Consider the following 23,030-nt stretch of genomic DNA (forward strand, 5'->3'; position numbering starts at 1 on the left):
GAAACGCTATGAGTTTTTTTGTTGCACTATATTTTACAATTTATCTTGAAAAAAATTAAGGTCTGTGACCTTTTCTTTGCCCCTGCCTGTGGTATAATAAAAGTTGACTATTTTGAAAAGGGGTTTGCTATGATAGAGACAGCCAAACAGCAAGAACGTGCTATTTTAGTAGGTGTTGAATTGCAAGAAACAGAGCATTTTGACATGTCAATGGAGGAACTTGCCAGTCTTGCCAAAACTGCAGGAGCAGAGGTTGTAGCTAGCTATACCCAAAAACGTGAACGCTATGATAGTAAGTCTTTCGTAGGTTCAGGAAAATTAGAAGAAATCAAGGCCATGGTGGATGCGGATGAGATTACTACGGTCATTGTCAATAACCGTTTAACACCTCGTCAAAATACCAATCTTGAAGCAGCATTTGGCGTAAAAGTTATTGATCGTATGCAATTAATTTTGGATATCTTTGCCATGAGGGCTAGAAGCCATGAAGGGAAACTTCAGGTTCACCTAGCTCAACTAAAATACATGTTGCCCCGTTTAGCTGGTCAAGGGATTATGCTCAGCCGTCAAGCAGGGGGCATTGGTAGCCGTGGACCTGGTGAAAGTCAATTGGAGCTCAATCGTCGTTCGATTCGTAACCAGATTGCTGATATTGAACGCCAGTTAAAGGTTGTTGAGAAGAACCGAGAAACCATTCGCGAAAAGCGTGTTGATTCAAGTGCCTTTAAAATTGGTTTGATTGGTTATACCAATGCTGGGAAATCAACAATCATGAACCTTATGACGGATGATAAGCAATATGAGGCTAATGAACTTTTCGCGACCTTGGATGCAACGACTAAGAAAATTTACTTAAAGGATCAGTTTCAAGTGACCTTGACAGATACGGTTGGTTTTATCCAGGACTTGCCAACAGAATTGGTTGCTGCCTTTAAGTCAACACTTGAAGAAAGTCGTAATGTGGATCTTCTTTTGCATGTTATTGATGCGAGTGATCCTAATCACGAAGAGCATGAAAAGGTGGTCTTAGACATTCTAAAAGACTTAGACATGACTGATATTCCTCGCCTAGCAATTTACAATAAGATGGATGTAGCTGATAACCTAGTAGCAACAGTCTTTCCAAATGTTCGTCTCTCAGCACGTGACAAGGGAAGTCGTGAGGCACTAAGAAGACTCTTGATTGATGAAATTCAACAGATTTTTGAACCTTTTAGTATTAAGGTCCATCAGGATCAAGCTTATAAACTTTATCAGTTGAGTCAATTAGCCTTGCTAGATAGCTACACTTTTGAGACAGAAGTGGAAGAAATTACAGGTTATATTTCACCGAAAAATAAATGGAAATTGGAAGAATTTTATGACTGATTATATGGATTTAGCTTTAAAATATGGTGGTTTTACAAGTTTAGATAAGGTCTATTTGAAAAATACCTTGTCAGACCTTTCGGACAGTCAAAAATTGGCTTTCATTACGCCACCACCAAGCGTGATTAATGCTTATTTTGCAGAGATTTACCAAAAACAATCTCCTGAAGCAGCGACGGATTACTATTTGGACCTTTCAAAGGAGTTGAACCTCTTTAACCCTGCACCATCTTTTGATGAGCACAAGCCATTTATTCGCCTCAATTTGTCAGGAAAATCCTATGGATTTTGCTATGAAAATGCTGATGAGGTAGCCTTAGTCTTTGCAGAGCATTTAGAGGTTCCAACGGCTAGCATTTTGTTTGAGCTTGCTCAAGTTTTCCCGCAGTATAAGGTTTATCTTGAAGGCACTCAAATTAAGATGGCCAAGGTTGATTTTGACGAAGAAGTATTGGAAGAGTTGACACCTGAGACACAGTTACTTAGTCGTGTAACTAAGTTGAAGGGGAATGTCATTAAGTTGGCTAGCTTCAATCAAGATGAATTAGTGGAACTTTTGTCTCAATATAAAGGGCAAACCGTTTATTACGGCTTTGCTCAGCGTGAATGCCTGGCTTATATTGTCCAGAAATAAAAAACGATAGATAGAAAGTATAGGAAGTCATGGAATTACAATTTTTAGGGACGGGTGCCGGGCAGCCCTCCAAGGCCCGTAACGTGTCGAGTCTGGTTCTGAAGTTACTCGATGAAATCAATGAGGTCTGGATGTTTGACTGTGGAGAAGGTACCCAACGTCAGATTTTAGAAACAACAATCAAACCTCGTAAAGTTAAAAAAATCTTTATCACACATATGCATGGAGACCATATCTTTGGCCTACCTGGTTTCTTGGCTAGCCGTTCTTTCCAATCGAGTGAAGAACAAACAGATTTAGAGGTTTATGGTCCAGTCGGCATTAAACAATATGTTATGACTAGTCTTCGTACCTCTGGAACACGCCTCCCTTACCATGTGCATTTTAAGGAAATTGATGAGCATAAGCTTGGCTTGGTTATGGAAAATGACAAGTTCGCTGTTTATGCAGATAAGTTGGATCATACCATTTTTTGTATTGGTTACCGTGTGGTTCAAAAGGATCTTGAAGGAACCTTGGATGCTGAGGCCCTTAAAGCAGCAGGTGTGCCATTTGGTCCGCTTTTTGGTCAAATTAAGAATGGGCAAGACGTGGTTCTTGAAGATGGAACCAAAATCATTGCCAAGGACTTTATTTCCGCACCTAAGAAAGGTAAGGTTATCACTATCTTAGGTGACACTCGTAAGACGAATGCCAGTGTTCGTCTTGGCTTGGGAGCAGATGTCTTGGTGCACGAGTCTACTTATGGTAAAGGTGACGAAAAAATTGCCAAGAGCCATGGGCATTCAACCAACATGCAAGCAGCACAGGTCGCTAAAGATGCGTCAGCTAAACGTCTTCTTCTAAATCACGTATCAGCTCGTTTCTTGGGGCGTGATATCGGTAAGATGGCAGCAGATGCTAAAACAATTTTCGAAAACACCCACATCGTTCGTGACTTGGAAGAGGTAGAGATTTAATGGCTAAACAACGTATTATCGCTATTACTGGTGCTTCAGGAGGGCTTGCACAAGAAATTGTCAAGCAGCTCTCACCCAGTGATGGCATTATCCTCTTAGGAAGAGACAAGGATAAACTTGAGAAATGTTATCGCCATGTTGAAAATAAAACTTGCCTTGCCATTGACCTTAGAGACGACAGTGCCATTAAAGAAATGGTCGATTATCTCTATCAACGATTTGGACGTATTGATGTCTTTATCAATAATGCTGGTTTCGGTGAATTCAAGTCTTATGATCATTACACTAGCCAAGAGGTCCGTGATATGTTTGATATCAATACCTTTGCGACGATGACCTTTTCACGTCTGATGGCTGAGAAAATGGTGGAGCAAGGCCATGGCCATATCATCAATATCGCCAGTATGGCGGGAAAAATTGCGACAGCCAACTCAAGTGTCTATGCAGCGACAAAGTTTGCTGTAATTGGCTTCTCAGATGCCCTTCGTCTAGAGCTGGCTGATAAGGGAGTCTATGTGACTACAGTCAATCCTGGTCCAATTGAGACAAGCTTCTTTGACCAAGCAGATCCCTCTGGAGCCTATCTTGAGAGTGTTAAGAAGTTTGTCCTCAGTCCTAAATACGTGGCTAAAAAGATTGTTCGTATTCTGGGTAAAAACAAACGTGAAGTCAATCTACCACGACTCTTATCAGTTGCCCACAAAGGATATACGCTATTTCCACGCATCTCGGACAAACTAGCTACCAATGTGTTTAACTACAAATAGGGGAATGGTAGATGGCAGTCAATATTCAAGTCTATTTAGAAACCATCCGGAAACCCTGAGGACAGGTATAATACGCCTTGCAGGACAATCGCTTCAAAGACCAAGAGGGATGGCGAGAGTCTATGCTCAAGATGGAGCTGGCGGTCTGCCAAGAATCCCCTTATCGGGATATCGCCTTCTTCCAGCATTATAGGTTAAAAAGGAGTTAAGATGTTAAATTATAAAAAAGAGATTCCAGCGATAACAGACCTACTCGCACTGTACAGTTCAGTCGGCTGGACCAATTATACCAACAACCCAGCTATGCTAGAAGAAGCTGTCAAAGCTAGTCTCTGGCAGTTGGCAGTTTATGATGAGGAAGAGTTAGTAGCCTACATTCGCTTGGTAGGAGATGGACACTCTGTTCTTTTGGTGCAGGACCTCTTGGTGCGACCAGATCATCAGCGCCAAGGAATCGGAAAGAAACTCTTAGAAGAGGCTTTAGCAACTTTTCCCAATGTCTATCAACGACTCCTTGTCACTGAACGTAGCGAGAAAAATCTAGCTTTTTACCAATCTCTGGGCTTTATCGAACTTTCAGAGCAAGCTTGTACAGGGATGATTTATAAATATTGATGTAAAGGATTTCCAAATAGGGAATCTTTTTCTTGTTTTTTCTAATATTACTTGAAAATGATAGTAGAATAGAGCTAGATAAAAAGAAGAGAAGAATATTTGAGAAAACATAAGTCAAATAAGGAGCAATACCTAGTTTTTTATTTTATCCAGAAAAGCAGGTCTTGATTGGAAATATAGCACGAGTCGAAGCACCTTTCGATGTTTTCCATTCTCTTTCTAGGAAACTTAGGCTTCTATTCACTATGATAAATTTTTTCATGTTATAATAGGTTGACTAGATGACAGGGAGAAAATATAAAAACATGATTACATCAACGTATGATTGGAAAATAAACACAAAAGAGCCAGATGCTGGCTTTTTTAAACTTGCTAAAGAACATGGACTGGCAGAAACAGCAGCTAAGATTGCCTATGAACGTGGCGTGACGACAGAAGAGGCCCTTGAAGACTTTCTTAAGGCTGATTTATCACACCTTCATGATCCATATCTTCTTCATGATATGGACAAGGCGGTTGCTAGAATTCGTCAGGCCATTGAAAATTACGAGCAAATCTTAGTCTATGGAGACTATGATGCGGATGGGATGACATCAGCATCGATTGTCAAGGAAGCCCTTGAAATGATGGGCGCTGAGGCTCGAGTCTATTTGCCTAACCGTTTCACAGATGGTTATGGGCCAAACGAAAGTGTCTATAAGTATTTCATTGAGCAGGAAGGCATTTCACTCATTGTTACAGTGGATAATGGGGTTGCGGGAAATGAAGCTATTGCTTATGCGCAAGAGCAAGGTGTGGACGTTATCGTTACAGACCACCATAGTATGCCGGCACAGCTTCCAGATGCCTATGCCATTGTCCATCCAGAGCATCCAGATGCCGATTATCCTTTTAAGTATTTGGCAGGATGTGGTGTAGCTTTCAAATTGGCAACGGCCCTCCTTGAAACTATTCCTACAGAGATGTTGGATTTGGTAGCCATTGGTACCATTGCTGATATGGTTAGCTTAACGGATGAAAATCGTATTATGGTCAAGGTCGGCCTGGAAATTCTCAAGACTACTGAGCGTATTGGGCTTCAAGAATTGCTCCGCATCTCAGATGTAGACCCAACAACGATTTCCGAAGAAACGGTAGGCTTCAAACTGGCTCCTCAACTCAATGCCTTGGGACGCTTAGATGATCCAAATCCAGCCATTGAACTGTTGACCGGATTTGACGATGAGGAAGCACAAGCCATTGCTCTGGAAATCAATGCTAAAAATGAAGAACGTAAGGAAGTTGTTCAAAAAATCTTTGATGAAGCTATGACCATGGTAGACTTGGACAAACCAGTTCAGGTTTTGGCCAAGGAAGGTTGGCATCCTGGTGTTCTAGGTATTGTAGCGGGGCGCATCATGGAACAAATCAGCCAGACAGTAGTGGTTTTGAATATTGAAGATGGTCTGGCTAAGGGTTCAGCCCGTAGTTTGGAATCTATCAATATCTTCCATGCGCTTGATGACCACCGAGACATCTTTACTGCATTTGGAGGACACGCTGGAGCCGCTGGGATGACCCTTCCGGAGGAAAATCTTGGTCAACTCTCAGATATTTTGTGCAATTATGTCTACGATAATGACATTGATACGACTGCCAAAAATACGCTTAATTTAGACGAGGAGCTCCAACTCAGTGAGCTTAGCTTGGATACCATTAAGAGCCTTGAAAAACTAGCACCTTTTGGTATGGATAATAAAAAGCCAGTCTTTTGGCTACATGATATTACCGTTACTCAAGCTAGGACAATGGGACAAAATGGAGCCCATCTTAAGTTTAAGGTGAAGCAAGGCAAGGATAGCTTTGACGTTGCCGCTTTTAATAAAGGTAATCTGCTTCAAGAATTTCAACAAGCTCAAGGTTTGGAATTGGCAGTGACCTTGTCTGTTAATGTTTGGAATGGTCAGACAACGCTACAGCTCATGCTAGAAGATGCGCGTGTAGATGGTGTTCAATTATTTGATTTCCGCTCAAAAAATATGGCACTTCCTGAAGGTCTACCATCGGTAGAAGAAGCAGCAGACACAGAGCCTGCGGTTATCCTCAACACCCTACCTGAATCAGCGACGGAATTAAAAGAGTGGTTTGAAGGTAAAGATTTCCAGGCTATCTATTTTAAAAATAGTATAAAGGAAGCCTATTATCTGACAGGTTATGGAACAAGAGGGCAATTTGCAAGGCTCTATAAAACCATTTACCAATTCCCAGAATTCGATGTTCGCTATAAATTGGATGAACTCAGTCATTACCTTAAAATCGACAAGATTCTTCTGATTAAGATGATTCAAATCTTTGATGAATTGGATTTTGTGACTATTGATAATGGTGTTATGACAGTCAATAAAGAAGCTGAAAAACGTGAGATTGAGGACAGTCAGATTTTCCAAGATCTGAAACGACTAGTTAAGTTCCAAGAACTCATGGCTTTGGGAACACCACAGGAAATTTATGATTGGCTTTATAAGTAGGGGAGTTTTAATCCAAAGGATTCGTCTCGAAATGAGGGTTAGCATTTTCTAAATTTACTATTTCATGTTATAATGGTATGTAAATATTTTTTGGCGAAAAGCCTATAGGAAGAACAAATGAAATTAGAAGATTATATTGCATCTATTGAAAACTACCCTAAAGAAGGGGTTACTTTCCGTGATATTAGTCCTTTGATGGCTGATGGAAATGCTTATAGCTATGCTATCCGTGAAATCGTTCAGTATGCGACTGATAAGAAGATTGACATGATTGTTGGTCCCGAAGCGCGTGGTTTCATCGTTGGTTGTCCAGTTGCTTTTGAACTTGGTATTGGTTTTGCTCCTGTTCGTAAACCTGGTAAATTGCCACGTGAAGTGATTTCAGCCGATTACGAAAAAGAGTATGGTGTCGATACACTTTGTATGCATGCCGATGCAATCAAGCCAGGCCAACGTGTACTTATCGTTGATGATCTCTTGGCAACTGGTGGTACCGTCAAAGCTACAATTGAAATGATTGAGCGCCTAGGTGGTGTCGTTGCTGGTTGTGCCTTCTTGATTGAGCTTGATGGTCTTAATGGACGTGAAGCTATTGAAGGTTACGATACTAAAGTATTGATGAACTTCCCAGGATAAATCTATCTATGAACTAACAAAAGGCCTTAGGGCCTTTTTAACTCTTTTAAAACAAAGGTAGCCTCTAAATATAGTTTAAAGCTATAGCTAACTAGAGAAAATATATATTTGATAACAATACCTCCCCGGTTTATAATATGAAGATAGAATAAATAAGGATGGAGATATTGTTATGCCTATAAAACTTGATAATAAGTTACCAGCTCTTGATGTATTGCGTTCGGAAAATGTCTTCATCATGGATGAGAACAGAGCTAGTAGCCAGGATATTCGACCAATGGAGGTCTTAATCCTTAATCTTATGCCTACTAAAGAAGTTACGGAAACTCAATTGCTACGTCTTTTGGCCAATACGCCACTTCAAATTAACGTCGAGTTTCTTTATATGGCTAGTCATAAGTCAAAAAATACCCATGCCGAACATATGGAAACCTTTTATAAGACTTTTGATGAAATTAAGCATAAGTATTATGATGGTCTCATCGTAACAGGTGCACCTGTTGAGCAAATGCCATTTGAGGAAGTGGATTATTGGCAAGAATTAACACAAGTTTTTGATTGGTCTAAAAAGCATGTCTATTCAACACTTCATCTGTGTTGGGGAGCTCAAGCAGGTCTCTATTATAAGCATGGAGTTGACAAGGTCCCATTGTCAGAGAAATTATCTGGTATCTATAAACAAACGGTTGACATGCCTGAAAACTTCCTTATGAATGGCTTTGATGATAGCTTTGTGTCACCACACTCTCGCTATACTGAGGTTACGCTCGAGGATATTAAAAACAAGACGGATTTAGATATTGTTGTGTCAGGACCAGAGGTCGGTTTATCCATCTTAGCAAGTAAGAATCTTCGTGAAGTATATAGTTTCGGTCATTTTGAATATGACCGTGATACTCTGGCCAGAGAATACCGAAGAGATTTGGATGCCGGGATCGATCCAGACGTACCGGCAAACTATTTCCCAGAGGATGATCCAAGTCAGGAACCTAAACTGCGTTGGAATCTTGCGGCATCGGCCTTCTTTAGCAATTGGATTAACTATGCGGTATATCAAGAAACACCTTATCGTTTAGAAGAGTTGGAAGACGATTTTTCATTCTACGGTTATTTGTAGTAGACAGTCTCAAAAGACTTATGTGAGCGCATAAAGACTTTTTAGGTGTCTAGCTACTCTGAAAGGTAAATATGAGTTTTTTTGAACAGTATCGATCAGGCAATCTGGTCCTTCCTAATGCTTTATTTTTCCACTTTAAGGATATTTTTCCATCTGCGGATGACTTTCTGGTTTGGCAGTTTCTCTATCTACAAACGACAACTCAGATTGGAGAAGTGGCTTCTAGTCAGATAGCGCAAGCAACTGGAAAGACACCAACTGAGGTTAATAAAAGTATTACGACATTGACTGAGGCTGGACTCCTTGATTTCACGACTATTAAGGTTAATAATGAAATTGAGATGGTTGTAGATGCTTCACCTGCCTTGGCAGTTTTGGATAAGTTAGTGAGCAATGAAAAGACAACGACGGGGCCTGTAGTTGGTCAGCCTACAAATACACAGCTCATCAAGCAGTTAACAGATGAGTTAGAACAAGCTTTGGGAATCTTGAATCCTATGGTTATCGAAGATTTAAACAAGGAAATTCAAGAAGAGCATACTGATCCCGAACTTATCCGTGAAGCTCTGAAAGAAGCAGTATTTAACCGCAAGACAAATTGGAATTACATCAAAGGGGTTCTGCGTAACTGGAAATTGAGTGGTATTACGACGAAAATTCAAGTTGAAGAGCGTCGTTTGGAGCATCAAGGTAAGAAGCACCATCACCAAGTTTCGGATGACTTCAAAACAGGAATGGATGCAGCCCGTCAATTATGGGGTGGCCAATAATGTTAGGAAGAAAACGTGTTAATGAGGCTCTAGCTCTCATGGGGGAGATGTTTCCCAATGCTCATGGAGAGTTGGAGTGGGAAACTCCTTTCCAACTGTTAGTTGCTGTTATTTTATCAGCCCAGACAACTGATAAGGCTGTTAATAAAATTACACCAGGCTTGTGGGCGCGTTATCCAGAAATTGAGGATTTGGCTTCTGCCAACCTCGATGATGTTGAGATGTGTTTGCGAACGATTGGTCTTTACAAGAATAAAGCAAAGAACATCATCAAGACTGCTAGAGCTGTTTTAATGAATTTTGATGGACAGGTTCCGAAAACGCATAAGGAATTGGAAAGTCTACCTGGTGTGGGACGAAAAACAGCTAACGTGGTTTTAGCTGAGGTTTATGGTATTCCTTCTATTGCTGTAGATACGCATGTCTCACGTGTATCTAAGAGGCTAAATATCGTGCCAGAGGATGCTAGTGTAGAGGAAATTGAAGCAGAACTGATGAAGAAAATCCCAAAGAGGGATTGGATTATCAGTCATCACCGTATGATTTTCTTTGGACGTTATCATTGCTTGGCTAAGAATCCTAAATGCCAGACATGTCCTCTTCAAAGTTATTGTAAGTATTATAAAGAAACAACCAAGAAATAAGCTGGAGAATGTGACTTTCTTCGGCTTTTTACAGCTGTAAGAATTTGTTACAAACTAGTAACTTGACAAAAGTCTCAGGCTTTAAGAAAATAGAAGAAACGATTTAGAAGCAGGAGCGATATAGTGAATGGCTGAATTCAGTAATGAAGAGTATCTGAGAGCCTTAGCTGATAATGGTGATAGAGAAGCAGCCAAAGAATATGAGCAAGCTTTGGATAATCGTATTTTTCAGTTGCAGATTTCATTGGCTCAAACGAGTGATCCGCAGGGTCGTAGGGAAGTGCAAAAACTCTTGGAACAAGAGGAAAAGAAAAAAAGGGACTACTTTCAAGAAAAAGAGGAAAAAGCTGTGAGCGAATTTAGACGTCGTAAAAATGAAACTACAAAGGGAAGAAAAGTTTCGAGTTTTGATAAACTCAAAGATCCTAAAATCATTAGATGGGTAATTGGAGTTGTTGCAGTACTTGCAGTGGTTATTCCTGTGGTTACCTTGATGTGGTATAGTAATAACCAAAAAGAGAGTGTAACAAATCCATGGAAAAATGGTCAGTTAGCTAAAAGTAAGGAACAAGCAGCAGCATCATCTGATAACCAATCCTCTCAAGTTGATACCTCATCCTTGTCTGACCAACAGTTAGAAGACTGGGTAGTTTCTACTTATGCTAAAGAACAAGGGTCAACAGGAGAAAATTATAAAAATCTAGGTTGGAAAGTCTATTCTTGGACGGATGATGATGATAACCTAGTTTATGCTCAACTTTATGATGCCTATGGTAATGATGTTCTTCTTTTCCGTGTGGACAAGAAGGGACAACTCGAAGCCTATGGTGGTATTGATGGTTCAAGCGATTCTTGGGACGTTGTTTCAAAAAAATATACAACCGATTAATGAAACCATATAAAACACCTGACAATGGTGGTTGAGACTGTCTTTTGACAGTCTTTTTTGGTATAATTTTAAGTAATCGTGTATACAATTAAAAAGCCGACTGAGAAGATTTGGGGATGATAGTTCTGCAGAACTTTTTTAATGTCTTCAGGTTTTCGAGGATAGGTTAAATAAAGGAGAGTTGTCGTGTCAGACTATTTATCGGTCACATCCTTAACCAAATATTTGAAAATGAAATTTGACCGTGATCCTTATTTAGAGAGGGTATATTTGACGGGACAGGTTTCCAATTTTCGTCGCCGCCCGAGTCACCAATATTTTTCGCTTAAGGATGAAGGAGCTGTTATTCAGGCGACGATTTGGGCTGGAGTTTTCAAAAAACTTGGTTTTGAACTCGAAGAAGGGATGAAGATCAATGTCGTAGGTCGTGTCCAGATTTATGAGCCTAGTGGCTCTTATTCCATTATTATAGAGAAGGCTGAGCCGGATGGTATTGGAGCTTTGGCTATCCAGTTTGAACAGCTTCGTAAAAAATTGACTGCAGAAGGCTACTTTGATGATCGTCATAAGCAAGCGCTGCCTAATTTTGTCAAAAAAATCGGGGTTGTCACAAGTCCTAGTGGTGCGGTTATTCGAGATATTATTACGACCGTTAGTCGTCGTTTTCCAGGGGTAGAAATCTTACTTTTCCCTACCAAGGTTCAAGGTGAAGGAGCTGCACAGGAAATTGCTGAAAATATTCAAAAAGCCAATCAAAGGGATGACTTAGATTTACTTATCGTTGGTCGTGGTGGAGGTTCTATTGAAGACCTCTGGGCTTTTAACGAGGAAATTGTTGTTCAGTCCATTTTTGGGAGTCGTCTACCTGTGATTTCAAGTGTTGGTCACGAAACAGATACGACTTTGGCTGACTTTGTTGCAGATCGAAGGGCTGCCACACCTACAGCAGCGGCAGAACTTGCTACTCCGGTATCAAAGGCCGATACCTTGGTTTGGATTCGTGAAAGACAAAATAGAGCTTATCAAGCCTGTTTGAGACGTATACAGTACAATCAAGAACGTTTAGCTAAACTGTCACAATCTGTTGTCTTTAGGCAACCTGAGCGCCTATATGATGGTTATTTACAAAAGTTGGATCGACTAACAACAAGGCTTGAAACCTTCGTGAGTCAAGATTTCGAGCGAAAGCAAAAAAAAGCGGAACTTTTGAAACAACGCTTACAAGGCTTAAATCTTCTGAGCAGTGTTCAGAACTATCAAGACCGTCGAGAGTCTTTGCAACGTTTATTGGTGACCACAACCAAGAACACCATTAATGGTAACCGTGTGAGATTAGAAAAGGCACAGGATGCTTTATTGTCTCTAGATACTAGCCGTATTGTTGCAAGGGGCTATGCCATTGTCAAAAAAGATGATAAACCTTTAACCAGTACCAAGAATATTACCGAAGGTGATCAATTAACCGTCCAAATGAGAGATGGAGAACTAGAAGTAGAGGTAAAAAATGTCAACTAAAAAAACATTTGAGGAAAATTTACAGGACTTAGAAGCCATTGTCACTAAGCTCGAAACAGGAGATGTTGCTCTTGAGGATGCTATTGCTGAGTTCCAAAAAGGTATGGCCTTGTCTAAGGATTTGCAGAAGACCTTGGAAGATGCTGAAAAAACACTAGTTAAGGTTATGCAAGCAGATGGTACAGAAACGGAAATGGATGCCTAATGAGCAAGCTAAATAAAATTGATGCGGCTATCCGTGATTACTACCAAAAAAATAATCTTCCTGTATCAAGTGATTTAATCACTGCTATTCTTTATTCAGTTGATAGTGGCGGTAAGCGTATTCGTCCACTGATTTTCTTAGATTTACTTGAAGGATTTGGTTTAGAGCTAACTCCTAGTCATTTCGATGTTGCAGCGAGTCTTGAAATGATTCATACTGGAAGTCTGATTCACGATGATCTGCCGGCTATGGATGATGATGATTACCGTCGAGGACGTTTAACCAACCATAAGAAATTTGATGAAGCAACGGCGATATTGGCTGGCGATTCTCTCTTTTTGGATCCCTTTGATCTCCTGTCCCAAACAGAGCTATCAGCAGAAATTCGAGTTCAATTGATTCAAGCATTGTCTCATTCCTCAGGCACCTTCGGTATGGTTGGTGGCCAGATGTTGGATATGAAGGGGGAAGGTCAGGAACTTGATTTATCGCAACTGTCTAAAATTCATGAGCATAAGACAGGTAAGCTTTTAACCTTTCCTTTTGTGGCGGCTGGTATTGTTGCTCAAAAAAATCTAGAGGTTTTGGAAAATCTGAAAGAAGCTGGTCGCCTGATTGGTCTTGCCTTTCAAGTACGTGATGATATTTTGGATGTGACTGCTGATTTCGAAGAACTTGGAAAGACACCTGGAAAAGATGTAGTAGCTGGGAAATCAACCTATCCGGCTCTTCTTGGTCTGGAAAAATCACATGCTATCCTCGAGGAATCACTCAATAAAGCGGAGGCTATTTTCCAAAATCTAGCTGAGACTCAAGGTTTCAAGAAAGACAGTATTATAGAAATCATAGAAAGGTTACGACTCCATGCCTAAGGAAAGAGTAGACGTCTTGGCTTATAAACAAGGCCTTTTTGAAACACGAGAACAAGCAAAACGTGGCGTAATGGCAGGTTTAGTTGTTAATGTTATCAATGGTGAGCGTTACGATAAACCTGGTGAAAAAATCGACGACGGTACAGAGTTGAAGCTTAAAGGTGAAAAACTTAAGTATGTGAGTCGTGGAGGACTCAAACTTGAAAAAGCTTTGGAAGTTTTCAATCTGTCAGTTGAAGGTATGACGACCATTGATATCGGAGCCTCAACAGGTGGGTTTACTGATGTTATGCTTCAAAATGGGGCCAAACTGGTTTATGCTGTTGATGTCGGTACCAATCAGTTGGTTTGGAAATTGCGTCAAGATGAGCGTGTTCGTTCCATGGAGCAATATAATTTTCGTTATGCTGAACCTGTCGATTTCACAGAAGGACTACCGTCTTTTGCATCAATCGATGTCAGCTTCATCTCTCTTAATCTGATTCTACCGGCTTTGGCTAAGATATTGGTTGATGGGGGGCAAGTTGTTGCTCTTGTGAAACCACAATTTGAGGCGGGCCGTGAACAAATTGGGAAAAACGGGATTGTCCGTGAGAGCAGTGTCCATGAAAAAGTGTTAGAAACAGTGACTGCTTTTGCGGTTGACTATGGCTTTTCAGTTAAGGGGCTGGACTTTTCACCTATCCAAGGTGGTCATGGTAACATTGAGTTTCTCGCACACTTGGAGAAGACAAATTCTCCTCAAAATGATGCTCAAACCTCTATTAAGGAAGTTGTAGCACAAGCACACAAGGAGTTTAAAAAGAATGAAGAAGAATGATCGTTTGGAGTTAATCCGAAAGATTGTCCAAGAAAATAAAATTACGACTCAAGGAGAATTGGTAAAATTACTCCAAAATGAGGGATTAAAGGCTACTCAAGCGACTGTATCGCGTGATATCAATGAAATTGGTATTACCAAAGTACCAACTGAAGACGGATCTTACATCTATGGGCTCTCAACTGCTCCTAGACGAGTAGGTGGAACCTCTGTTGCGACTCGTCGCTTGTTGCGCGTTGATCGTCAACATGCCTTTATGAATATCGTTGTTCAACCTGGGACAAGCCGCCTCATCAAGAAGATTCTTTTAGATGAGTACAAGCATTTGATTTTTAGTGTTATTGCTGATGATGATACCCTCTTTTTAGTGGCTCAGTCAGAGTTAGCAGCTATTGAACTGCAGGGGCAAATCATTAAGTGGGTTGAAGAATAGGAGGGCCTATGCTTCTCGAAATTACGATAAAGAATTTCGCAATTATTGAAGAGATTTCTCTAAACTTTGAGAATGGTATGACCGTCCTTACTGGTGAAACAGGTGCTGGTAAGTCCATTATTATAGATGCTATGAATCTTATGTTGGGTGCTAGGGCTTCTAGTGAGGTTGTCCGTCATTCAGCATCTAAGGCTGAAATTCAGGGCTTCTTTTCAATCGAACAAAATCCTGCCTTGGTTAGTATCTTGGAAGATAATGGGATTCCTGTTGAGGATGAATTGATTATCCGTCGTGAAATCTTCCAAAATGGTAGAAGTGTTAGTCGCATCAATGGGCAGATGGTCAATTTAACGACGCTTAAGGCTGTTGGGCATTTCTTGGTAGATATCCATGGACAACATGACCAGGAAGAGCTTATGAAACCTGCTCTGCATATTACCATGCTTGATGCCTTTGGTGACAAGGAATTTTTCCAGACTAAGAAAGAGTACCAGGAGTATTTTGACCGCTATCGTGAGTTAAGAAAATCCGTTCTTGAAAAGCAGAAAAATGAGCAGGAGCATAAGGCTCGAATTGAAATGTTAGCATTTCAGATTGCAGAAATTGAAGCAGTCTCTCTAAAATCAGGAGAAGATTTGGCTTTGATGCAGGAGCGAGACAAGCTTCTTAATCATAAGCAGATTGCTGATACCTTAACAAATGCCTATGTCATGCTGGATAATGAAGATTTTTCAAGCCTTTCAAATGTTCGTTCTGCCATGAATGACCTCCAGTCTCTTGAAGAGTATGACTCTGATTACAAAGAACTCTCTGGAAATCTATCAGAAGCCTATTATGTTCTGGAAGATGTCACTAAGCAACTAGGTGATTTTTTGGATAATCTGGACTTTGATGCTGGGCGTTTACAAGAGATTGAACACCGCTTAGATACCATTAATGCCATTACTCGTAAATATGGTGGGACTGTCGATGACGTCTTGGATTATCTGGAAAATTCAAGTAAAGAATACAATCTTCTGACAGGAAACTCTAGCTCGTCAGATGCTATGGAACAAGAGCTTAAGCAACTTGAAAAGGACCTGCTTGCGTCTGCGGAGACCCTACAAACAGCACGCCATCAAATTGCTACGGCTCTTGAAGCTGAGATTAAGAACGAGTTATGCGACCTCTATATGGATAAGGCTGATTTTAAAGTTACCTTTACTAAGGGGAAATTTAATCGTGATGGTAATGAGCAGGTTGAGTTTTACATCTCAACCAATCCAGGTGAAGGCTTTAAACCGCTTGTTAAGGTAGCTTCAGGTGGTGAATTATCTCGACTCATGTTAGCAATTAAGTCAGCCTTTGCCCGCAAAGAAGATAAAACAAGTATCGTCTTTGATGAGGTTGACACTGGCGTTTCAGGACGTGTTGCCCAAGCCATCGCTCAGAAGATTCATAAGATTGGGAGTCATGGTCAGGTCTTGGCCATCAGTCACCTTCCGCAAGTTATTGCTATTGCTGATTATCAGTTCTTTATTTCTAAGGAAAGCGATAATGAGACAACTGTCTCTCGTGTTCGTCTTTTGACACCTGAGGAAAGGGTGCAAGAGATCGCTAAGATGTTAGCAGGTGATAACGTGACGGAGGCTGCCTTGAGCCAAGCAAGAGCTTTGTTAAAGGTGGATGACTCTCTTTAGGAAAAGACTTGGGAAAAACTTTCCAGTCATGCTATAATAGAATAAAAATTTGTGTTAAGCGAGAAAATTATGAGTAAAATCAGAATTGTAACCGATTCGTCAATCACGATTGAACCAGAATTGGTTAAAAAATATAATATCACTGTTGTCCCATTGTCGGTAATGGTGGACGGTGTCATCTATTCAGATAGTGATCTTCGAGAAGAAGGCCGTTTCTTGGAAATGATGAAGCATAGTAAAGAGTTACCAAAGACAAGCCAACCACCTGTAGGTTTGTTTGCTGAGACATATGAAAATCTTGTCAAAGAAGGTGCAGAACAAATTGTGGCAATCCACATTATGCACACACTCTCTGGGACATGTGAAGCCTCACGTCAAGGAGCTAGTCTTTCAGGAGCAGATGTAACTGTCATCGATTCAGGCTTTACGGATCAATGCCTCAAGTTTCAAGTTGTTGAGGCAGCTAAATTAGCCGAAGCAGGAGCTAGTCTTGATGAGATTGTAGCCCATGTTGAAGAAGTGAAAAATAAATCAGAACTTCATATTGGTGTTTCTACCCTTGAGAATCTGGTTAAAGGTGGTCGTATTGGACGTGTAACAGGTCTTCTGTCTTCATTACTCAATATCCGTGTCATCATGGAGTTGAAAGACTATCAGTTGAATACGGTTGCTAAGGGGCGAGGAGCTAAGACTTTCACGAAATGGTTAGATTCTTATATTAATGGTATCAAGGATAAGGACCTAAAAGTGGCAGAGATTGGTATTTCTTATGCAGGGACACCTGATTTAGCACATGAACTGGCTGAAAAACTTGAGGGTTTGGGTGCTCCAATTTCAATCCTTGAGACTGGTTCCATCATTCAAACGCACACTGGTGAAGGCGCCTTTGCCGTAATGGTTCGTTATGAATAAGTGGAAAGAATCAGAATTAGTTAGAAGCCTTGTAGGCTTCTTCTTGCTTTTTCTCTTATTTGTCGGCCTCTTCATTTTTATCGTTCCTAGTACGCATCAGTCATCAAAAATTGCAGAAAAGATTAAATCTATTAAAAATGAAAATGTGACCTATGTTGCTATTGGTGATTCCCTTACTCAAGGGGTAGGTGATAGTAGTAATCAAGGAGGATTCGTTCCTGTGCTATCACAGGCATTAGAGTCAGATTTTGACTGGCAAGTAACTTCTCGTAACTACGGTATTGCGGGGAATACAAGTAATCAAATTCTCAAAAGAATGCAAGAAAAGAAGGATATTCAAAGAGATCTCAAAAAGGCTAAAGTGATGACTCTGACAGTTGGTGGTAATGATGTGATCCATGTCATTAAGGACAATATCACGAATCTTAATGTAGCTACCTTCACTAAGCCTGCTCAGGCCTATCAAAAGAGATTAAGACAGATTATTGAGCTAGCTCGCAAGGAAAATAAAACATTACCAATTTATATTGTTGGTATTTACAATCCTTTTTATCTTAATTTTCCAGAGATGACAGAAATGCAAACTATTGTAGATAATTGGAACCAGTCTACTGAAGAGGTGTGCAAAGAGTACGATAATGTGTATTTTGTTCCTGTAAATGATTTGCTTTATAAGGGAATTGATGGTAAGGGCGGTGTTACAAGTTCTGATGATACCTCTCAGTCTAGTAAATCTTCTCAAGATAGCCTGAACGATGCTCTTTTTGAGGATGATCATTTTCATCCAAATAATACAGGTTATCAAATTATGTCAGATGCCATTTTGAAACGTATTAACCAAACAAAGAAGGAGTGGTCAGGTGAGTAAGATATGGAAGTGGCTATTTTTAGGACTCTTGGCCTTAGATCTAGCCCTAGTAAGTGTTGTGACATATAGAATCATGACTCCAGTGGAGACGACAAGTTCTGTATCCCTACCCAAGGGAGCAACTAAAATTGGAAAATATAGTATGACTAAGGATGAGCTTGACGCTGCTCTTACAGGCTTTGCCCAGGATTATTCGACTGATAAGATGCGTTTCAAGGTCAAGGTTACCAATTCTAAAATTGTTTTTGAAAGTAGCTATAAGGTTTTAGGTCATGCTGTTCCTCTATATGTCTATTTTACGCCGGTTGTTAGTGAATCAGGAGCAATTGTACTGCATGTTTCTGAGCTTTCAGCTGGAACCTTGAAACTGCCTGTTTCGGATGTCCTTAAGATGATTAAACGTTCGACTAACCTTCCTGATTACATCGCAATCGATAGTAAGAAGGGAAAGGTTACCCTAAATATTCAGTCTATGAAGAATGAGAAGGGGATAACAGCACGTGCTCAAAGCCTAGATTTGGTTAATGACCGTATCGAATTTGACATCTATAAGACAATAAATTAAAAAGCCTTTACTTTTTGCAAAAAAGCGATTAAATTAGCGTTTATTACTTGACCTCATAGGTCTTTTAGGATAAGATAATACTTGTTCAAGCGCTAAAAAAACTATTCGCTTAGAAATAAATTGGAGGATTGTTACAATGGCTAACAAACAAGATTTGATCGCTAAAGTTGCAGAAGCAACTGAGCTTACTAAAAAAGATTCAGCAGCAGCTGTAGATGCAGTTTTCGCTTCTATCGAAGAATTTCTTGCTGCAGGTGAAAAAGTACAATTGATTGGTTTCGGTAACTTTGAAGTACGCGAACGTGCTGCTCGTCAAGGTCGTAACCCACAAACTGGTGAAGCTATCTCAATCGCAGCTTCTAAAGTTCCTGCATTTAAAGCTGGTAAAGCTCTTAAAGACGCAGTTAAATAATGTAAAAACCCCTAAGATTTTAGGGGTTTTGATTTATACGAAATAAGTTAAGGAAATCTATGAAAACCATAACAGTGGTATTGATTTTTCTTTTGGTTTTTACTGTTATTAAACTATCAGGTATTGTTGCTATTAGCAAACTGATGAAGCCAAGTGAAGAACAAATTGAAGAAGCGCGTCAGAAACGTCTTCAAGCTGAAAAAGAGGGCAAGGACCCTTTTGAAGACTGGGATGAACGCGATGATGATGGTCTTGTCTAATAAGAGAATCTTCATCAAATAACAAAAAAAGTTTGGAAGATTTTCCAAACTTTTTTTATAGACTAGTCGATGTAGTGAAGTTTTCCTCGGAAGTCTTCAAGAGTTTCGTAACCTTTTTCTTCCATGATTTCTTTAAGTTCTTTAGTAATACGGTCAAAAATAGCGACACCTTCTTTTTGAAGGGCAGTACCAACTTGTACCATACTTGCGCCACAAAGGATGTGTTCAAAAGCATCACGACCAGATTTTACACCACCAGTACCAATAATTTGGATTTCAGGTTTCAAACGTTGGTAGAAAGCATGAACGTTTGCCAAGGCAGTAGGTTTGATGTAGTCACCCCCAATACCACCAAAACCATTCTTAGGTTTGATGACAACAGACTCATCTTCAATGTAAAGGCCATTACCAATTGAGTTCACACAGTTAACAAAGACAAGTGGGAATTGGTTGAAAACGGCAGCAGCTTGGTCAAAGTGGACAATATCAAAGTATGGTGGTAATTTCACACCAAGAGGTTTCGTAAAGTAAGAAAAGACTTCAGTTAGGATCTCGGTTGTTGTTTCAAAATCGTAAGCGATTTGAGGTTTACCCGGAACGTTAGGACATGAAAGGTTGAGTTCAACCAGTCCTTCATAGTCACTTTCTTGAACTTTTTTAAGAATGGTGTGTGTTTCCTCAGGTGAAAGACCAACGAGAGAAAGAAAATGATTTTTTGTATTGGGTTGCTTTTGTAATTCAATGACATAGTCAAGGTAGTATTCGAAACCGTTATTTGGCAATCCCATTGAGTTGATTGACCCAAGAGGTACATTCACATAACGTGGTTCAGGATTACCGGGACGGGCCTCAAGTGTTCCTGTTTTTGTGACAAATGAACCTGCAGCCGAAGCATCAACCTCTGCCAATTCTTCCTTAGTCATACAATGAACACCAGCGGCATTCATAAGACAGTTATTAAACGTAAACTGACCAACTTTTGTAGCAGTAGAAACCATAAGATCCTCCTTAAAGATCACAAAGTAAAATGTTACTATTTCATCTCATTTTAGCATGAAAAGGGGCCTAAAACAAGGAAATATTGGACGGGCTAAAGCCTCTAAAACGAAATTCTGATATCGTCTCTTTTTGCCAAAACAAGAAGCAATAGAATTTTACAGAATTTTTTGGATTTTGCTAGCTTTTTCAAGGTTTTTTGGGTAGAATAGATACAGTAAATGGGTTTAACCCAAAATAAAAAGGAGACATAACTAATGGTAAAATTGGTTTTCGCTCGCCACGGTGAGTCTGAATGGAACAAAGCTAACCTTTTCACAGGTTGGGCTGACGTAGATCTTTCTGAAAAAGGTACTCAACAAGCTATCGACGCTGGTAAATTGATTAAAGAAGCTGGTATCGAATTTGACCAAGCATACACTTCAGTATTGAAACGTGCGATCAAAACAACTAACTTGGCTCTTGAAGCTTCTGACCAATTGTGGGTTCCAGTTGAAAAATCATGGCGCTTGAACGAACGTCACTACGGTGGTTTGACTGGTAAAAACAAAGCAGAAGCTGCTGAGCAATTTGGTGATGAGCAAGTTCACATCTGGCGTCGTTCATATGATGTATTGCCTCCAGCAATGGATCGTGATGATGAGCACTCAGCACACACTGACCGTCGTTACGCTTCACTTGATGACTCAGTAATTCCAGATGCTGAAAACTTGAAAGTTACTTTGGAACGTGCCCTTCCATTCTGGGAAGATAAAATCGCTCCAGCTCTTAAAGATGGTAAAAACGTATTCGTAGGTGCACACGGTAACTCAATCCGTGCCCTTGTAAAACACATCAAACAATTGTCAGATGACGAAATCATGGATGTTGAAATTCCAAACTTCCCACCATTGGTATTCGAATTTGACGAAAAATTGAACGTTGTTTCTGAATACTACCTCGGAAAATAATTATAAAAGATAAAAGGCGGGATTTATTCCGCCTTTTTTTGAGAAGTGACTCTCGGTTCGTCTCACTTTGTAAGGTGAGATGAACCAAGGAGATAATTAGTCTAGAGTTTCGATATACTCCAGTCCCCAACTTTCAATGGCATCTAGGACACCTTGAAATTTTCTACCCATTTCAGTTAGACTGTATTCGACCCGTGGGGGAACTTCAGCATAGACTTTACGCTCCACGATTTTATCCTTCTCGAGCTGTCTGAGGTGTCGTGTTAGAATGGTTTGGGTAATGCCAGGAATTAGACGTTGTAGTTCATTAAAACGCTTAGTCCCCGTACTGAGTTGATAGATGATGACTAGAGCCCATTTGCCTGTTAGTACACGCTGCGTCGTGGCAAAAGGACAAATTCCGTATTCACTGACTTTGGTTACCATAATTCCTCCAAATTTTTTAAAATTATTCTCTTATTTGACAATAATAGTATCGTATTTGATACTAGATAACAATAAAGTGCCTACTTGTCTTTTTGTTAGTAAGTGATAATATTATATCATAAATAAAAGAAACGAGGAGTAACTCATGTCAGTAAATTTAGAAATTTTCAATGCATATAACAATGGTCTTATAACAGGTGATTTTCCAGCTGTTTTTGAGACTATGGCAGATGATATTATCTGGCACCAGCCAGGTCAGCATAGTAATTCCGGTACAGTTGTTGGAAAAGAAGCACTTGGAGCACACTTGGCTCAATTTTCAGAAAAAACAAACGGTACCTTCAAAGTATTGACTAACTGGGTGTCTGAAAATATTGACCTTGTAGCAGCCAATGTGACCTTTGTTGGAACTCGCCCAGACGGCGAGGAACTCAACATGAATGGTATTGATCTTTTTCGCATGGATGATGGAAAGATCAAGGAAGTTTGGCTCTTTTCATCAGATCAAGCAGTAGAAGATGCTTTCTGGGGTTAGGCAGTAAATTAATCTATAATCTGAAATGAAATTTGATTTATGGATCGTGATGATGAGCACTCAGCACACACTGACCGTCGTTACGCTTCACTTGATGACTCAGTAATTCCAGATGCTGAAAACTTGAAAGTTAGTTTGGAACGTGCCCTTCCATTCTGGGAGGATAAAATCGCTCCAGCTCTTAAAGATGGTAAAAACGTATTCGTAGGTGCACACGGTAACTCAATCCGTGCCCTTGTAAAACACATCAAAGGCTTGTCAGATGACGAAATCATGGATGTTGAAATTCCAAACTTCCCACCATTGGTATTCGAATTTGACGAAAAATTGAACGTTGTTAGCGAATACTACCTCGGAAAATAAGCTGAGATAAGTAGTTATCATTAACAAATAAAAAATTGACTTCGGTCAGCTTTTTTCTTTTCTTGAAAAAGAAATGTAAAAAGTGGTCAGAAAAGTCAGTCAATTCAGTAATTTTTCCTTGACTTTCAAGTTGGAAAGATGTATCATATTAACCAAGATACATCGAAAGGAAATGAGTCAAATGACATTCGCAACTACAACTGTTTTGCTATTGCGTAATGAGGGCTAGTGCAAAAGCATTAGTCCTGTTTGGCTTACCAAGCGGGAGGTAAAAACATCTCGCTTGGGTTTCCGAGTGAGATGTTTTTTTACT

General features: G+C 40.0%; 26 protein-coding genes and 2 pseudogenes. 26 read left to right on the forward strand and 2 right to left on the reverse strand.

Going from position 1 to position 23,030, the window contains the following annotated elements; translation table 11 throughout:
- Positions 1 to 129 precede the first annotated feature (129 nt).
- The 23 genes and pseudogenes from hflX (at position 130) to BSR19_RS04650 (ending at position 19,447) form a co-directional block, all read left to right on the forward strand.
- A complete protein-coding gene (gene hflX / locus BSR19_RS04540) occupies positions 130 to 1,368 on the forward strand; it encodes a GTPase HflX (RefSeq protein WP_037598873.1) in 1,239 nt (412 codons plus the stop codon).
- Positions 1,361 to 2,002, forward strand: coding sequence for a cystathionine beta-lyase (locus BSR19_RS04545; protein ID WP_156246647.1), 642 nt, complete (start codon positions 1,361 to 1,363; stop codon positions 2,000 to 2,002). Before hflX ends, BSR19_RS04545 begins: the two co-directional genes overlap by 8 nt.
- Positions 2,003 to 2,031: 29 nt before the next feature.
- Positions 2,032 to 2,961 (forward strand): ribonuclease Z, encoded by a 930-nt coding sequence (rnz, locus tag BSR19_RS04550; protein ID WP_002884122.1) that lies wholly within the window; start codon positions 2,032 to 2,034, stop codon positions 2,959 to 2,961.
- Positions 2,961 to 3,728, forward strand: a complete 768-nt coding sequence (locus tag BSR19_RS04555; RefSeq protein ID WP_156246648.1) for an SDR family NAD(P)-dependent oxidoreductase — start codon at positions 2,961 to 2,963, stop codon at positions 3,726 to 3,728. Before rnz ends, BSR19_RS04555 begins: the two co-directional genes overlap by 1 nt.
- A 71-nt stretch (positions 3,729 to 3,799) precedes the next feature.
- Positions 3,800 to 3,937: pseudogene (locus BSR19_RS11865) on the forward strand (class I SAM-dependent methyltransferase); the annotation flags it as partial.
- 1 nt (position 3,938) lies between these two features.
- Positions 3,939 to 4,343: a GNAT family N-acetyltransferase gene (locus BSR19_RS04565; RefSeq protein WP_064521295.1), complete on the forward strand. Its 405-nt coding sequence runs from the start codon at positions 3,939 to 3,941 to the stop codon at positions 4,341 to 4,343.
- 305 nt (positions 4,344 to 4,648) lie between these two features.
- Positions 4,649 to 6,850, forward strand: coding sequence for a single-stranded-DNA-specific exonuclease RecJ (recJ, locus tag BSR19_RS04570; protein WP_156246649.1), 2,202 nt, complete (start codon positions 4,649 to 4,651; stop codon positions 6,848 to 6,850).
- Positions 6,851 to 6,967: 117 nt separating this feature from the next.
- A complete protein-coding gene (locus tag BSR19_RS04575) occupies positions 6,968 to 7,486 on the forward strand; it encodes an adenine phosphoribosyltransferase (protein ID WP_004182660.1) in 519 nt (172 codons plus the stop codon).
- 172 nt (positions 7,487 to 7,658) lie between these two features.
- The gene (gene metA, locus BSR19_RS04580) at positions 7,659 to 8,603 is read left to right on the forward strand and encodes a homoserine O-acetyltransferase MetA (protein ID WP_014634315.1); all 945 of its coding nucleotides are present in this window, start codon (positions 7,659 to 7,661) and stop codon (positions 8,601 to 8,603) included.
- 71 nt (positions 8,604 to 8,674) lie between these two features.
- Positions 8,675 to 9,373: a DnaD domain-containing protein gene (locus BSR19_RS04585; protein ID WP_004182658.1), complete on the forward strand. Its 699-nt coding sequence runs from the start codon at positions 8,675 to 8,677 to the stop codon at positions 9,371 to 9,373.
- Positions 9,373 to 10,017 (forward strand): endonuclease III, encoded by a 645-nt coding sequence (gene nth / locus BSR19_RS04590; RefSeq protein ID WP_002884001.1) that lies wholly within the window; start codon positions 9,373 to 9,375, stop codon positions 10,015 to 10,017. The genes BSR19_RS04585 and nth overlap by 1 nt, the downstream gene beginning before the upstream one ends.
- Positions 10,018 to 10,144: 127 nt before the next feature.
- A complete protein-coding gene (locus BSR19_RS04595) occupies positions 10,145 to 10,906 on the forward strand; it encodes a hypothetical protein (RefSeq protein WP_064521298.1) in 762 nt (253 codons plus the stop codon).
- 186 nt (positions 10,907 to 11,092) lie between these two features.
- A complete protein-coding gene (gene xseA, locus BSR19_RS04600; RefSeq protein WP_107372968.1) occupies positions 11,093 to 12,421 on the forward strand; it encodes an exodeoxyribonuclease VII large subunit in 1,329 nt (442 codons plus the stop codon).
- On the forward strand, positions 12,411 to 12,626 hold the full coding sequence (locus tag BSR19_RS04605; protein ID WP_002884058.1) for an exodeoxyribonuclease VII small subunit: 216 nt from the start codon (positions 12,411 to 12,413) through the stop codon (positions 12,624 to 12,626). Before xseA ends, BSR19_RS04605 begins: the two co-directional genes overlap by 11 nt.
- Positions 12,626 to 13,498: a polyprenyl synthetase family protein gene (locus BSR19_RS04610; protein ID WP_156246650.1), complete on the forward strand. Its 873-nt coding sequence runs from the start codon at positions 12,626 to 12,628 to the stop codon at positions 13,496 to 13,498. Before BSR19_RS04605 ends, BSR19_RS04610 begins: the two co-directional genes overlap by 1 nt.
- Positions 13,491 to 14,318 carry a TlyA family RNA methyltransferase gene (locus BSR19_RS04615; protein ID WP_002884054.1) on the forward strand — a complete coding sequence of 276 codons (828 nt, stop codon included), beginning with the start codon at positions 13,491 to 13,493 and terminating at the stop codon, positions 14,316 to 14,318. Before BSR19_RS04610 ends, BSR19_RS04615 begins: the two co-directional genes overlap by 8 nt.
- Positions 14,305 to 14,751, forward strand: a complete 447-nt coding sequence (locus tag BSR19_RS04620) for an arginine repressor (RefSeq protein ID WP_002890762.1) — start codon at positions 14,305 to 14,307, stop codon at positions 14,749 to 14,751. The genes BSR19_RS04615 and BSR19_RS04620 overlap by 14 nt, the downstream gene beginning before the upstream one ends.
- Before the next feature lie 8 nt (positions 14,752 to 14,759).
- Entirely contained in the window at positions 14,760 to 16,430 is a 1,671-nt protein-coding gene (recN, locus tag BSR19_RS04625) for a DNA repair protein RecN (RefSeq protein ID WP_155211797.1), read from the forward strand.
- Between the two features lie 69 nt (positions 16,431 to 16,499).
- Positions 16,500 to 17,342, forward strand: coding sequence for a DegV family protein (locus BSR19_RS04630; RefSeq protein WP_156246651.1), 843 nt, complete (start codon positions 16,500 to 16,502; stop codon positions 17,340 to 17,342).
- Entirely contained in the window at positions 17,335 to 18,210 is an 876-nt protein-coding gene (locus tag BSR19_RS04635) for an SGNH/GDSL hydrolase family protein (RefSeq protein ID WP_149561287.1), read from the forward strand. Before BSR19_RS04630 ends, BSR19_RS04635 begins: the two co-directional genes overlap by 8 nt.
- A complete protein-coding gene (locus BSR19_RS04640; RefSeq protein ID WP_156246652.1) occupies positions 18,203 to 18,775 on the forward strand; it encodes a YpmS family protein in 573 nt (190 codons plus the stop codon). Before BSR19_RS04635 ends, BSR19_RS04640 begins: the two co-directional genes overlap by 8 nt.
- A gap of 136 nt (positions 18,776 to 18,911) precedes the next feature.
- Positions 18,912 to 19,187, forward strand: a complete 276-nt coding sequence (locus tag BSR19_RS04645) for an HU family DNA-binding protein (protein ID WP_002884048.1) — start codon at positions 18,912 to 18,914, stop codon at positions 19,185 to 19,187.
- Positions 19,188 to 19,246: 59 nt separating this feature from the next.
- Positions 19,247 to 19,447 carry a hypothetical protein gene (locus BSR19_RS04650; RefSeq protein WP_002890779.1) on the forward strand — a complete coding sequence of 67 codons (201 nt, stop codon included), beginning with the start codon at positions 19,247 to 19,249 and terminating at the stop codon, positions 19,445 to 19,447.
- 62 nt (positions 19,448 to 19,509) lie between these two features.
- Here BSR19_RS04650 and BSR19_RS04655 read toward each other — a convergent pair whose 3' ends face one another.
- Positions 19,510 to 20,445 (reverse strand): dihydroorotate oxidase, encoded by a 936-nt coding sequence (locus BSR19_RS04655; protein ID WP_155198183.1) that lies wholly within the window; start codon positions 20,443 to 20,445, stop codon positions 19,510 to 19,512.
- Positions 20,446 to 20,700: 255 nt separating this feature from the next.
- On the opposite strand from BSR19_RS04655, the gene BSR19_RS04660 reads away from it, so the two are divergent.
- The gene (locus BSR19_RS04660) at positions 20,701 to 21,393 is read left to right on the forward strand and encodes a phosphoglycerate mutase (RefSeq protein WP_000240128.1); all 693 of its coding nucleotides are present in this window, start codon (positions 20,701 to 20,703) and stop codon (positions 21,391 to 21,393) included.
- A 96-nt stretch (positions 21,394 to 21,489) separates the two neighbouring features.
- On the opposite strand, the gene BSR19_RS04665 is transcribed toward BSR19_RS04660, so the two are convergent.
- Entirely contained in the window at positions 21,490 to 21,819 is a 330-nt protein-coding gene (locus BSR19_RS04665) for a winged helix-turn-helix transcriptional regulator (RefSeq protein WP_002890783.1), read from the reverse strand.
- Between the two features lie 145 nt (positions 21,820 to 21,964).
- On the opposite strand from BSR19_RS04665, the gene BSR19_RS04670 reads away from it, so the two are divergent.
- Both BSR19_RS04670 and BSR19_RS04675 read left to right on the forward strand, forming a co-directional pair.
- On the forward strand, positions 21,965 to 22,354 hold the full coding sequence (locus BSR19_RS04670) for a nuclear transport factor 2 family protein (protein ID WP_002890784.1): 390 nt from the start codon (positions 21,965 to 21,967) through the stop codon (positions 22,352 to 22,354).
- Between the two features lie 39 nt (positions 22,355 to 22,393).
- A pseudogene (locus tag BSR19_RS04675) lies at positions 22,394 to 22,717 on the forward strand (2,3-bisphosphoglycerate-dependent phosphoglycerate mutase); the annotation flags it as partial.
- Positions 22,718 to 23,030: the final 313 nt, after the last annotated feature.

The sequence above is a fragment of the Streptococcus salivarius genome, assembly GCF_009738225.1.
Classification (GTDB): Bacteria; Bacillota; Bacilli; order Lactobacillales; family Streptococcaceae; genus Streptococcus.